Source organism: Methanolobus sp. WCC1, assembly GCF_045690315.1.
Taxonomy (GTDB): Archaea; Halobacteriota; Methanosarcinia; order Methanosarcinales; family Methanosarcinaceae; genus Methanolobus; species Methanolobus tindarius.
The window spans coordinates 580,724-594,663 of record NZ_CP146979.1; the positions used below are offsets into that span (position 1 = coordinate 580,724).

Sequence of the window (13,940 nt, forward strand, 5' to 3'; positions counted from 1 at the left end):
TTAAATTAAATTATATGTTATTCATCAGGATAATCACGCGCATGCTATGTTTTACATTGAAGCAAGAGATGCAATGTCAATCTTTGGGTAAAACTTTGAAAAATATATTTCTCTCAAAGGGTGGTTAGGTGGATTTAAATAAAATACGTATCAGTCACAAGATAATGGCAGTAGCATTACTTTTAACAATACTGCCGGTAACGATCGTTGGTTTCTATGCCTATGAACAAACAGCAGCAGGAACTCTGAATCAACTGGAAGGCAGTTTAGAAAGCCAGATGCTAATTGAAAAAGATTATGTTGACTCTACTTTCTCGCTCGCACAGGACAAGATAAATAGTGATCTTGGAGTTGCAAGGTCTGTTTTCTATTCAAATGGAGATCCTTCAATTGTTGACGGACAATTAGTGCTAGGGGAAGATTACGTTGTCAATGGCAATTATGAGATCGTTGATAATATTAAGAATATGGTAGGCGGAACATCCACTGTGTTTCAGGTTCAGAACGGGGAAGCTGTACGAGTTTCTACGAATGTTGTCAACAATGAGGGTGAAAGGGCAGTAGGCACTACGGTCTCACAACCGGTTTATGATGCAGTAGTCAACAAAGGTGAGACTTTTTACGGAAGAGCATGGGTGGTCAACGCCTGGTATCTCACGGCATATGAGCCTATCAAAAGTAGTGACGGGGATATTATTGGAATCCTGTACGTTGGTGTGCTGGAAGATCCTTTTATTGATTCCATAAGGGAGCATATGAGCCATATCGTTGTGGGAGAGACAGGTTATATGTACATAATGGACTCTGAAGGAAATCTGTTGTTGCATCCCGGTTTAGAAGGCGAGAATATTTATGATTATGATTTTACAAAAGAAATTATCGCCACTAAAGAAGGAACTATCGAATACGACTGGGAAGGCCGGGAAAAGATAGCCAGCTTTACTTATTATGAGCCAAATGACTGGTACATAGTATCAAGTAGTTATCTTGAAGAATTCCAGGGTCCTTTGATGGCTATAAAAAACAGTCTGATAGTTGCGGTTCTTATATTCATTATTCTTGGTGCCCTGGCTGCTTTCCTTTTGAGCAGTTCGATATCAGGCTGTATCAGGAAGATAGTTACTGACTTTGAGGATATGGCTAATGCCACAATGATGGGTCAGCTTGACAGAAGAGCAAGCACTGATGTAGGTGTTGATTTTGTGTCAATTCCAAAGGGATTCAATCAGGTACTTGATGCTGTTATCAGTCCACTTAATGTGGCTGCCGAGTATGTTGATCGTATCTCTAAAGGTGACATTCCTCCTCATATAACTGATGAATATCATGGTGATTTTAACGAGATAAAAATCAATATGAATCAGTGTATTGATTCCATTAATGCGCTTGTTTGCGATGCTAATTTGCTTTCTGCAGCTGCGGTTGAAGGTAAGCTTGATGTTCGTGCCGATGCTTCAAAACATAATGGTGACTATCGCGCAATCATTAATGGTGTTAATGATACCCTCGATGCTGTAATCAGTCCGCTTAATGTGGCAGCCGAGTACGTTGACCGCATTGCGCATGGTGATGTTCCTCCAAGGATAACCGAGACTTATTATGGTGACTTCAATGAGATAAAGAAAAACCTGAATGGTTGTATTGATGCTATAAACGCACTCATTGAGGATTCAAATATGCTTTCAGGAGCAGCTGTAAAAGGCAAGCTTGATGTCCGTGCTGATGCTTCCAGGCATGACGGTGATTATCGTGCTATTATCAATGGTGTAAATGACACTCTTGATGCTGTCATCGGTCCTCTTAATGTTGCTGCTGAGTATGTTGACCGCATTGCGCATGGTGACGTTCCGCCACAAATCACAGATGAATATTATGGAGACTTCAATGAGATCAAGAATAACCTGAATGGTTGTATTGATGCTATTAATGCTCTGATTTCAGATTCTAATCTGCTTTCTGCAGCTGCAGTTGAAGGTAAGCTTGATGTTCGTGCCGATGCTTCAAAACATAACGGTGACTACCGTGCAATAATTGATGGTGTGAATAATACTCTTGATGCTGTCATCAGTCCACTTAATGTGGCAGCAGAATATGTTGACCGTATTTCTCGTGGTGACATTCCTCCACATATAACTGATGAGTACAGAGGTGATTTTAATGAAATCAAGAATAATCTTAATGGCTGTATTGACGCTATAAATGAGCTTGTTTCTGATGCTAACCTGCTTTCAGTAGCAGCCGTTGAAGGCAAGCTCGATGTTCGTGCCGATGCTTCAAAACATCATGGTGATTATCGTGCTATTATTGATGGTGTAAACGACACACTTGATTCAGTTATCAGTCCTCTTAATGTTGCTGCTGAGTATGTTGATCGTATAGCTCATGGAGATATTCCTCCTCATATTACTGATGACTACAGCGGTGATTTCAATGAGATCAAGAATAATCTTAATGGCTGTATTGATGCCATAAATGAGCTTGTTTCTGATGCTAATCTGCTTTCAGTTGCAGCAGTTGAAGGTAAGCTTGATGTCCGTGCCGATGCCTCAAAACATGATGGGAACTATCGTGCTATTATTGATGGTGTGAATGCAACTCTTGATTCGGTAATCAATCCGCTTAATGTTGCTGCTGAGTATGTTGATAGAATTGCTCATGGTGATGTTCCGCCACATATCACTGAAGATTATCGTGGTGATTTCAATGAGATCAAGGACAACCTGAATGGTTGTATTGATGCTATCAATGCACTTGTTTCTGATTCAAATATGCTTTCAGCTGCAGCTGTTGATGGTAAACTTGATGTTCGTGCTGATGCTTCAAAACATCACGGTGATTATCGTGCTATCATTGAAGGTGTAAACGGTACTCTTGATGCTGTTATCGACCCGTTATATATAGCAGCGGATTATGTTGAACATATTGCTCATGGCGATATTCCGCCACAAATCACTGAAGATTATCATGGTGATTTCAATAAAATAAAGAATAATCTGAACATGTGTATCATTGCAATCAGTGGTCTTGTTAGCGATGTCAATATGCTTTCCTCAGCTGCAATTGAAGGCCGGCTTGATGTTCGTGCTGACATTTCCAGACAGCAGGGTGATTACAGGGCAATTGTAGAAGGTGTGAATAATACTCTTGATGCTGTAATCTGTCCTCTGAATATCACAGCGGAATACTTTGACAGGATATCAAAGGGTGATATTCCTCCGGTGATTACTGATGTTTATTGTGGTGATTTCAATACAATTAAGAATAACCTGAACACCTGTATTGATGCTATCAATAATCTTGTTGCAGATGCCGATATGCTTGCAAGTGCAGGAGTTAACGGCCAGCTTGATGTTCGTGCTGATACATCAAAGCATCAGGGCGATTACCTGAAAATAGTGGAAGGATTCAACAACTGCCTTGATGCTGTTGTTGACCCGGTGAATGAGGCTTCCAGAGTAATTACTGCTTATTCACAGGGTAATCTTGATACCAGAATCGAAATTGATACCAAAGGCGATTTCAGGGTTCTTAGTGATACTCTTGATGGTTTAGGTGACACTCTGCAGGGAATTATTGAAGATTCCTGTGAGGTTCTGGAGTCGATTGCTTCCAATGATCTGACAAGGGAAGTCCATGTGTATGGTGTCGGTGATTTCATGGAACTTACCAGGGGTGTTGAGGACTGCAGGCATTCCTTGAATGATATTGTGTCGCTTGTGACTGAGAATGCAGAATCTATCGCTTACACTGCGCAGGAAATGTCTGCTGTTACTGAGGAACTTTCGTCCAGTGCTGACCAGATAACTGATACTGTTAATGAAATTTCAATGGGTACACAGCTTCAGGCTAATAAGGCTGAGGAAGTTTCCAATGCGATGGTCGATATGAATCGTATGGTTCAGGATGTTGCGATTAATTCAGAGATGGCTTCTAAGAATGCGGTTGACTCGAATACTCTTATACAGGGTCTTGGTGAAATGTCGGAGGATCTGATGCATATGATGGAGGGTATCAAATCTGCGGTGGGCGATTCCTCTTCCGTTATCACTGATCTTGATGCCAAGTCCAACAGGATAGGTGAGATTGTGAATCTCATTACAAACATTGCTGACCAGACCAACCTGCTTGCTCTGAATGCTGCTATTGAGGCTGCAAGGGCTGGGGAACACGGAAAAGGATTTGCTGTTGTGGCTGATGAGGTGCGTAAGCTTGCTGAGGATTCAGGTAATGCTGCAAAGCAAATATCAGAACTTATTGTCCAGATGCAGAGCGGAACTAAAAATGCTGTAAATTCCATGCAGAGAGGTTCTGAAGAGGTGCATAAGGGAGCGGAGTCCCTTGGTAATTCTGTGAAAGCAATTGGTGATGTTGTTGAGGCCGGAAATACTATTGTGAAGATGGTTCAGGAAATTGCTGAAGCCACTGAAAAACAATCTGCTTCTATTGAGGAAGTTAATTCTTCTGTTAATGAGGTTTCTACAATTTCCGAACAGTCTGCAGCAGGTGCACAACAGGCTTCTGCTTCAGTTCAGGAGCAAACCGCATCCATGCAGGAACTGTCACAATCAGCTCAGGAGCTTGCAGATGTAGCTTCAAGAATGCAACTGGTTGTGTCCAAGTTCAAACTAGATTCCAGCATTTCTGTTGCTAATGATGAACCTGTGGGTGATGTTGATGAGTCTATCTCTTCCCCATCATCAGTAGAATTGCATCCTGACATTTCAAATGATGCACTGATTTAGTTCGGTGGAATTTGAGAACTGGTTGGAAAATCGCAGCCCTGTGACAGGGGCTGCATTACTTTTCATGTCTTTTTTGCAAAATATTCTTTTATTTTTCAGTGCAATACTAAATTATTTAAATCATCATCTTCAATTCAAGAATATATAATTTAAAGTAATATTTTCAATAATTATTGAATAAATACTTTAAAATATATTATTTCGCACTCAGGGGAAGTGTTATGGGATGATCAACAATATAACCGGAGACCGGATAGTCTCACTTTTAAGGTCAATTCCAGTTTTTATTTTGTTGATTCTTCTTTTGACTTCAATAGCTTCTTCTTCAGAAAATGAAGGTTTGACTATAAGGGTAGGTGTTTATGATAATCCTCCTAAAGTCTATTTAGATGAGAATGGAGAATACAAAGGTTTTTTTCCGGAAATAATAGAACTGGTTGCCCGGAATGAAAGCTGGAATGTAGAGTATGTTTTCGGGGACTGGAACACATGCCTTAAACGGCTGGAATCCGGCGATATTGATGTCATGGTGGATGTCGCTTATTCCGAAAACAGGGCAAATTTATACGATTTCAATAATGAAACGGTGTTCAATAACTGGGGTATTGTTTATACTACTCATGATAGTACAATTGCCAGTCTTACTGACCTTGAAGGTAAAAAAGTAGCTGTAATGAATGGCAGTATTCACACCGAAGGTGAACGGGGAATCAAAGCTCTTACAGAAAGCTTTGAGATTAATTGTACTTTTGTGGAGGTTACTTCATATAGAGATGTGTTTATTTCCCTTGATTCCAAATCAGTTGATGCCGGTGTTGTGAACAGGCTTTTTGCAGAGAGTGAAAAAAACAAATTTGATGTTGAGCGGACATATATCATTTTTAATCCAATTGAACTAAGATTTGCATTCCATAAAAATGCTACAATTAATCCTATTCTTATAGAAGGTATTGACAGAACCCTCCATGAAATGAAGGAGGATAAAAACTCGCAGTATTATGCTTTAATTGACTACTATCTTTTAGCAGAAAATGATCAGCAGGAAGTTATTCCAGAGTGGGTGCTTCCTGCATTTGGTATTGGTATATTTCTCATTGCAGCTCTTTTTCTTTTAAGTGTTACATTCAGGTGGCAGGTAAATAAGAAAACAGAGGACTTGAGGGTAGCTAACCTGCATCTTGAATCTGAGATTGAAAAGCAGAAGGAAACCGAGGGAAAACTGAGGGAAAGTGAAAGCCGATTCAAGATCGTTGCTTCAAATACTCCTGATTATATTGTGATGCAGGATAAACAACTAAAGTATTTATTTGCGGTAAATTCTCCACTAGGTCTGCCAGAAGAAGAAATGCTTGGAAAAACAGATTATTCTTTTTTGCCTGAAGATGAAGCAGACAAACTTGCCATAATCAAAAAAGAAGTGATGGAAACAGGCAAATTGCAGCATTTTGAATCCTCTTTAACTACAAAAGAAGGGAACACAGAGTTTTTTGAGGGAACCTATGTTCCAAGATATGATAATGGCAATAAGATTGACGGGGTTATCGGATATTTTAGAAATGTCACAAAACGCAAACATGCTGAAGAAGAGTTACTGAATTACAGGAACCATCTTGAAAAAATAGTGGAGGAACGTACAGCAGATCTTCAGTCCAGTCAGCAGGAACTGGTTAGCATTGTACAGGATCTAAATAAAACTTCAGAGGAACTTAAAAAGGCAAATATTCGTTTGCAAGAGCTGGATAGGCTAAAATCGATGTTTATCGCCAGTACTTCCCATGAACTGCGTACGCCTCTTAATTCTATTATCGGATTTTCAAGTGTTCTCCTTGAAGGATGGTCCGGGGAATTAAATTCTGAGCAAAAGGAACAACTTCAGATTGTTCTTTCGTCTGGAAAACATCTGCTATCTCTCATAAATGATGTAATTGATATTTCAAAAATAGAGGCCGGAAAACTTGAAGTCTACACTGAAGAGTTCAATCTTGGGGATGTAATAGATGAGGCTGCCTCCCTCATCAGAAATGATGCAGAAGAGAAAGACCTTGAGCTAAAAATTGAGGTTCCTGATATTGTTGTCTATTCTGACCGTAGGCGTCTGCTTCAGTGTATCATAAACCTGCTTTCAAATGCGGTGAAATATTCTGAAAAAGGCACTGTTGAGCTTGAGGTTAAACCTGATGATAATTTTGTTGATATTTCTATTAACGATACGGGTATCGGAATAAAAGAAGAAGACCTTCAGAAACTCTTTAAAGCTTTCACCAGACTTGAATCGCATCTTACAGATTCAACATCAGGCACTGGTCTTGGTTTGTACCTCACAGATAAACTTGTACGTGAAGTTCTTAAAGGTACTCTGTATGTCAGCAGCAAATACGGGGAAGGCAGCACATTCACTTTACATATTCCTATTAGGCAGGAGGAGCAGGTATGAACAAAGTTCTTGTTGTAGAAGATAATCCAAACAACATGAAACTGATAAACATGGTGTTAAAAAGGCACGGTTACGAAACAATTGGTGCTGTGACAGGTGAGGAAGGAGTTGAAAAAGCCGGTACTGAAAAGCCGGATATGATTTTGATGGATATTATGCTTCCTGATATAGACGGACTTGAAACTACCAGGCGTATACGCAGAATTGAATCACTGGAAAAAATTCCCATCATTGCTATTACGTCGTATGCCATGGCAGGTGATCGTGAAAAGATACTACAGGCAGGATGCAATGGTTATTTTGAGAAACCAATCAACCCACTGACGATAATGAATGATATTGAAAAAATAATAGAAAGGATGCAATCATGAAAGTGCTTGTAGTGGATGATAATATTAATTCCAGGAAGTTGCTTGTCAAAATTCTGGTATCGAATGATTATGAAGCAGTTGAAGTAACCAATGGTAAGGAGGCACTGGATTTTTTAAAGAAATCAAAACCAGGTCTTATCATATCTGATATTATGATGCCAAAAATGGATGGCTTTACACTAATCAAGGAAGTGAAGAATAATCCTGAAACGAAAGATATCCCATTTGTGTTTTATACTGCTCATTATGTTAGCGAAAATGACCACCTGCTTGCAAAATCTCTTGGTGCATCACGTTTTATTGTTAAGCCTGCAGAACCTAATGAATTGTTACAGGAAATACAAAATGTTCTGGATGAATATGAAGCTGGTTTGATCAAACCCAAAGAAAAAATAATTGTCACTGATGAAGAATATTATAAACAATACAGTGAACGTGTTTTCAGAAAGCTTGAGGATAAATACAGTGAACTTGAAAAGACCACAAGTTTCCTGAATACTGTCCTGGAAAATATGTGTGATTGTGTAGTTGTTGTTGATCCAGAGCTTTACGTAACTTTCCGTAATCGTAAGATTTCAAAGGTTATTGATTGTGGGATAAAACCTGGGGAAAAATTACCGGATTCCATGAGTTTTGATGTGACCAATATTAAGTCTGATTCCCACAATGTTTTTGAGACCCGAGTCGCTAAAAATGAAGATGATTTTATTTATTTGGAGGGTACTGTTTCTCCTAATATTAATGAGAGTGGGGAAACTATGGGGTATACTCTGGTTTTCAGGGATGTTACGGAACGTAAACAAGCTGAAAAACAATTGTTGAATTCTAAATTAGAAGCAGAATCCCTTAGCAGGGCAAAGTCAGAATTCCTTGATAATATGAGTCATGAATTACGTACTCCTCTTACTGCTATTATTGGATTTTCTGATGTTTTGTGTGCCGGAATAGCCGGAGATCTTAATAGTAACCAGCTTGGATACGTAAACCACATTGCAAAAAGTGGAAAACATCTTCTTGAGATTATAAATGATATTCTCAATGTATCTAAACTGGAAACGTGCAGGATGGAACTTGAATGTGAGAAGTTTTCTGTTATGGAGGTGCTGGATGAGGTTTTTGCAGTGAGTTCTTCTATGGCGTTTGAAAAAAACATTGATCTTAGATTTGATTGTGATATCAAGGTTGATGAAATGTATGCCGACAGGCTGAAATTTAAACTAATTATGTCCAATCTCCTGAGTAACGCAATAAAATTTACTTCCGATTATGGGAAAGTCATTGTTGCTGCTGAGAAAAAAGATTCTTCACTTCGTGTTTCTGTATCCGATACAGGAATTGGAATTCCTGAAAATAAGCTAAAACACATATTTGACCCTTTCATCCAGGCAGATACGTCAAATACAAGGAGATATAGCGGCACCGGCCTTGGACTCACTCTTGTAAAATGGTTTGTTGAAATGCACAATGGATCTGTCCGAGTAGAAAGCGAAGAAGGAAAAGGAAGCACTTTTACATTTACAATTGAAGATCAGGGTATTTGTTGATAGGTGAAGCAATATGTGGGAGAAGTGGATGAGGAGTCGGCTGGGTGTTGACGCAACATTCAGCGATGTTGATTTGACTGGGTGATTGTAGGATTTAAAGCCTGTTGGATTACCAAATATACTCTGGTTTTTTATCTTCATGATGTTCTGTCATTTCAATAGTGGTTATATTTTTCCATGAAGTTACTTTTGTAGAATTACTATCAGACAGTTCGATGAGTTTGCTATCAAATATATTTTTTATATTTCCTTTAATCTCTTCTGATTCCTTTTTAATAATTACATATGGATATTCATTTATACGGAAGTTAATAATTCGCGTGTTGATGTTATCTAATAATTTTTTCATTTTGTTTTGTATTATCATGCATATTAAGAAACTTATCAAAACTCCTATAATTATTATTGTGTCAGAATCGCCTCTATAAAATGCTATGAGATAACCTATTTTTTCATATAATAATGTTGATGTGATGCTTTCAAATCCTAAATCAATGAGAATCAAGTAATAGATTAATAAATTTATTATTATGTTGCATCCAATAATAAGGCCAAATAAAGTGCTTCCTATAAAGTGAAATATAAGTACTTCATACGATATTGTTTGTGTTCCGTCTCTTAAATAGTGTTTTATTTTATATTTACAAACAAATAAAGCAACTATAAATAAGGGTGTAATTGCTAATAATAGATACAATGATACAATCCAGAATTTATCTACTGAAGTAATATCTCTCGTACAATACAGCAGTAAATCATTCATTAATGGAATTGAATCAAAATATTTTATTATGGCTAATATGGTGTCAGTTGCATATACTAATAGTTTAAAATAAGAAAGACTTAAGAGAAGTCCTAAGTAAATATATACAAACTGTACAAATCTTGTAGCGCTTATTTTAGATAAGCTGAAATATGTTTCTCTTATATGGTCGTTAGTTTTTAAAAAATGGATGTATGTATTTTTTTCTTTGTTATGTATCTTGGTGTCATAAAATATTTTAAATCTATATCCAAGGTATGAAAGTATGATGGGTATTACTAATTCAAACCCAAATTTCTCTATGAAATCGTCGTTTATAATCACTATCTTGCCTTTATGGTCTTATAGTAAATATTTTTGATATTTGGGTTTTAGTTTGGGGGTATACAAGATAAAACTATGTTTCATCCTTTTAAAGACTTTATTACCAGAAAAATGAGAATTAGTATATCAAAAAAATTTTTGGTGCTCCGATGGGGATTCGAACCCCAGTCGCAGGAGTGAGAGTCCTGCATGATTGGCCGTGCTACACTATCGGAGCAATCTGCTTTGCTTGTCAGCACCCTTGAAAGTCACTCAAAGCATATTAATCTTTCGTTTGATGAAAAAGGGTGTATGCTTGCGATTTATGCAAACATACTGTATGGGGAAGTTTGTTCTTCTTCCTCGGAAACGACTTTCTCATAAGCGTCAAGGAGATCCTGCATTTTGATGCTGTCTCCGCGTCTTCTGAGAACGAACATTCCGGCTTCCTTTGTGATAATCTTAATATCTGCACCACTGAGGCCGTTTGTCATCTTTGCGAGTTTCTCAAAGTCCACATCCTCGGCCATGTTCATCTTGCGGGTGTGAATCTTGAAAATCTCAAAGCGTCCCTTCTCATCAGGGAGTGGAACCTCAATAACACGGTCAAATCTTCCTGGACGAAGCAGTGCAGGGTCAAGAAGATCTATCCTGTTGGTTGCGGCAATGACCTTAACATTCCTGGTTGCATCAAAACCATCCATCTCAGCAAGGAGCTGAAGCATGGTACGATTCACTTCCGCAGAACCTGTGGTACCGTCGTGTGTACGCATGCCACCCACAGCATCAATCTCATCAATGAAAAGGATGGATGGGGACTTGTCGCGAGCCATCTGGAACACATCTTTTACAAGGCGTGCGCCCTCTCCGACAAACTTCTGCACAAGGTCTGAACCTGACATCCTGATAAATGTAGCATTTGCTCTTGAAGCAACAGCCTTTGCGATAAGGGTCTTACCTGTTCCCGGAGCGCCGTACATCAGCACACCTGTTGGAGGCTCAATTCCTATCTTCTCGAACAACTCCGGCTCAACAAGTGGAAGTTCCACAGATTCGATAACCTCTTTCAGGACATCATCAAGGCCGCCTATCATGTCATAGTCGATTCCCGGAGAGTTGATAAGCTCCATAACCTGGGCACGCACGTCCGCAGCTCTGGAGATGATAGATATAATAGAGAATGCGGCATTCACGCAAACTCTCATACCTGCCTCAACATTAATATTGGCTGGTATCTTGGTCACAACTTCCTGGTTGTTCCCATGCTGTCTGATAAGTGCCGTTCCGTTGTCAACTTCCATGACTGTGGCGATGAAAAGTGGTGGGGTTGTGAGCTGCTCTATCTGTCTCTTGAGCTTGCTTGTCTCTTCAAGATAATTGTTTGCCAGCATGCTTGCTTCAAGCAACTTTGCCCGCATGTTTTCGTTATTGACTTTAAGTAATTCAATTTCATGGAGTAAGGTCTCCACATCTTTTTCGTCAAGAGAATTGGACTCTATCTGAGTCTTTATCTTTGAACTAATATTGTCAATTGGTGATTCAGCACTACTATTTGACATAGGGGCTTACTATGGGTATCATTGGATATAAAGGCGACTGCACCAATGCATCATGCTTTTGTTCGCAGCATCTTTATTTTTGTACTACCTCTCATATTGCTAAAATGGCCTGAAATGTCTTTTTTAAGCTTATCACAAAAAACAGTTTTGTATTCTTTTTGTGCTTCCTTTGACTTTTATTTTGATAAAAAATACTTAATAACCATTTAATTGGCTTTAATAAAGCTTAAAATCTGTTTCTGTTTTTTCAACACACATAATTACTGTTAAATTCGACAAAAAACGAAATATTTATCTATTATTATTGCAGTTGTTGTATTGTAGACGAATTGTGTGATTTGTCTTCAATGTGTATTGAATGTTTAAATTTTTAAATAAAGCTCTATTATTGCTTTGATTTACTTTAAAACATGTTGATACATATTATTAGAGCAAATATTTATATAATATTAAACCCATGTATGTATTGTGAAGCACAGAGAAACAGTGTGTTCCTGATGTATTCACAAGATAACGGATCAAGATTAATGAGCAACACCATGAGTCTGAGGGGATAAATGGTTTTGTGAATCCATCACTACATCTGAGGGGATGAATGGATCCGCAAAGAGGCAAAAAGGATGAAGGTTCGGCTTGAGATCATCAACGACGATGGCACTAAAAAAGCAAGCGCCGAGTTCGGGATTGCTGACAGGCACAGTCAGTTGGCATTCCTGAACATATATGCAGACGAGACTAGAACTATTTCCGAACCTTCGTCCAATTCACCTAACATGATGCAAAATGCATTAGCTCCTTCTAATACTACTAATTCTCAGGAAAATATTGCCGGACAGAATGTATACCAACCACAATTTGTTCAGCAGCCTCCTGTTATTTCTCAACAGCCAGCGCAGCAGGTGAATCAATCACAGCAGTACCAGCAACAGTATTCACAGATGCCGGTACAGCAAACACAGATTCCTGCACAGCCTGTGCCGCCACAAACTCAACAGTTCAGGCAGGCTTATGCACCACAACCGGGACAGAATTCAGTTCCGAATACAATTAATGATTATCAATTGCCGCCGCAATATATACAACCCAACACTCTACCTCCTGTGGGGGTTCAGCAATATGGGTATGGACAGCCGACACCACCACTGTCATCTACGGTCCGCCAAACAATGAATCCTAACCAACAGATGATGTCGGCTGTACCTAATATTGAAGCTCCGTTACAGGTTCAGCGACAGGCAGCACCACAACGCAAGGTTCCTTCACTTCATGACAGGATGAATGACAATTCACTGACAATCAATGAACGTCTGGAACTCTTCCTGAAGTACGAATACCCGAGAATCTGGTTCTCATCACAGGATATTCAGAAGCAGTACGAGCGTATTTACGGTGAAATAAAACAGAGTACAGTGTCTACATATCTCTCTCGTATGTTCCGCAAGAACATTCTTGCACGCAGGGGAAACAGGACACAGCGTGAGTACCGCTACATTGCAGACGAGCTTGAACCCGAATCCGATATGGGCATTGACCAGATGGCATCAATGCCTCAGGATTATAGGTTCCAGTACTAACTTTTCTTTTTAGGGATATTTATTTTTTAAAAACAATATCCTTTTACTGTTACTTATTTAACAGACCTTTAACATACTGATTCTCATGCGTTCGCCACAGGAGCTTTCACAACTGGGTTCACTACTCATATTCCTTGGATTTTTCCTTGTTTTTGCCGGTGTAATACTTTCTTCTTTCAGTGGCAGTGGCGATTTTGGTGGCCTTGTCATGATAGGTCCGGTACCAATTGCATTTGGATCATCTCCGGAAATTACGTCATCCATGCTCTGGGCAGGTGTCCTGATAGCTGTGATCTATCTGTTAGCAAGGAGGAGACTGTGATGCTTGGTGGTAGCTTGATATTATTAGGGATGCTGTTGATCATTGCAGGTTTTATTTTAATCTTCATTTCAGGTGTGTCTAACTCTCAGAATGCTGAAAAAAAGGATGAATACTCTTTAAATTCAAATTCAGCTTATTATGCCCCTTCTAATCCAGGTGATGATTATGGGCCAGTTTCTGATAAAACAGAGGTAAGAGGAAGCGGTCTTATTATGATAGGGCCAATTCCGATTATAATCGGTTCGGACAATAAGAGTGCCCAGACACTGATGATACTGGCAATTGTGCTGATGCTGTTGTATTTCCTGATATTCTCCCGGTGAACTTG

General features: G+C 39.0%; 9 protein-coding genes and 1 tRNA gene. 7 read left to right on the forward strand and 3 right to left on the reverse strand.

Going from position 1 to position 13,940, the window contains the following annotated elements; genetic code table 11:
- Window positions 1–128: 128 nt before the first annotated feature.
- From V7O61_RS02990 to V7O61_RS03005, 4 genes are all read left to right on the forward strand, one after another.
- The gene (locus V7O61_RS02990) at window positions 129–4,742 is read left to right on the forward strand and encodes a Cache 3/Cache 2 fusion domain-containing protein (RefSeq protein WP_407282771.1); all 4,614 of its coding nucleotides are present in this window, start codon (window positions 129–131) and stop codon (window positions 4,740–4,742) included.
- Window positions 4,743–4,968: 226 nt separating this feature from the next.
- On the forward strand, window positions 4,969–7,176 hold the full coding sequence (locus tag V7O61_RS02995) for an ATP-binding protein (RefSeq protein WP_407282770.1): 2,208 nt from the start codon (window positions 4,969–4,971) through the stop codon (window positions 7,174–7,176).
- Window positions 7,173–7,547 carry a response regulator gene (locus tag V7O61_RS03000; RefSeq protein ID WP_407282769.1) on the forward strand — a complete coding sequence of 125 codons (375 nt, stop codon included), beginning with the start codon at window positions 7,173–7,175 and terminating at the stop codon, window positions 7,545–7,547. The genes V7O61_RS02995 and V7O61_RS03000 overlap by 4 nt, the downstream gene beginning before the upstream one ends.
- Window positions 7,544–9,091, forward strand: coding sequence for an ATP-binding protein (locus tag V7O61_RS03005; RefSeq protein WP_407282768.1), 1,548 nt, complete (start codon window positions 7,544–7,546; stop codon window positions 9,089–9,091). Before V7O61_RS03000 ends, V7O61_RS03005 begins: the two co-directional genes overlap by 4 nt.
- Before the next feature lie 109 nt (window positions 9,092–9,200).
- On the opposite strand, the gene V7O61_RS03010 is transcribed toward V7O61_RS03005, so the two are convergent.
- The 3 genes from V7O61_RS03010 to V7O61_RS03020 all read right to left on the reverse strand — a co-directional run bounded on the left by V7O61_RS03010 (window position 9,201) and on the right by V7O61_RS03020 (window position 11,716).
- Window positions 9,201–10,178: a hypothetical protein gene (locus tag V7O61_RS03010; RefSeq protein WP_407282767.1), complete on the reverse strand. Its 978-nt coding sequence runs from the start codon at window positions 10,176–10,178 to the stop codon at window positions 9,201–9,203.
- Between the two features lie 139 nt (window positions 10,179–10,317).
- Window positions 10,318–10,395, reverse strand: a tRNA-Glu gene (locus V7O61_RS03015).
- Between the two features lie 85 nt (window positions 10,396–10,480).
- On the reverse strand, window positions 10,481–11,716 hold the full coding sequence (locus V7O61_RS03020; RefSeq protein ID WP_023844516.1) for a proteasome-activating nucleotidase: 1,236 nt from the start codon (window positions 11,714–11,716) through the stop codon (window positions 10,481–10,483).
- 620 nt (window positions 11,717–12,336) lie between these two features.
- Between V7O61_RS03020 and V7O61_RS03025 the strand changes: the two genes are divergently transcribed.
- The 3 genes from V7O61_RS03025 (at window position 12,337) to V7O61_RS03035 (ending at window position 13,935) form a co-directional block, all read left to right on the forward strand.
- Window positions 12,337–13,290, forward strand: a complete 954-nt coding sequence (locus V7O61_RS03025; RefSeq protein WP_023844515.1) for a hypothetical protein — start codon at window positions 12,337–12,339, stop codon at window positions 13,288–13,290.
- 85 nt (window positions 13,291–13,375) lie between these two features.
- The gene (locus V7O61_RS03030) at window positions 13,376–13,612 is read left to right on the forward strand and encodes a TIGR00304 family membrane protein (RefSeq protein WP_407282766.1); all 237 of its coding nucleotides are present in this window, start codon (window positions 13,376–13,378) and stop codon (window positions 13,610–13,612) included.
- The gene (locus V7O61_RS03035) at window positions 13,612–13,935 is read left to right on the forward strand and encodes a TIGR00304 family membrane protein (protein ID WP_288069158.1); all 324 of its coding nucleotides are present in this window, start codon (window positions 13,612–13,614) and stop codon (window positions 13,933–13,935) included. Before V7O61_RS03030 ends, V7O61_RS03035 begins: the two co-directional genes overlap by 1 nt.
- Window positions 13,936–13,940 lie beyond the last annotated feature (5 nt).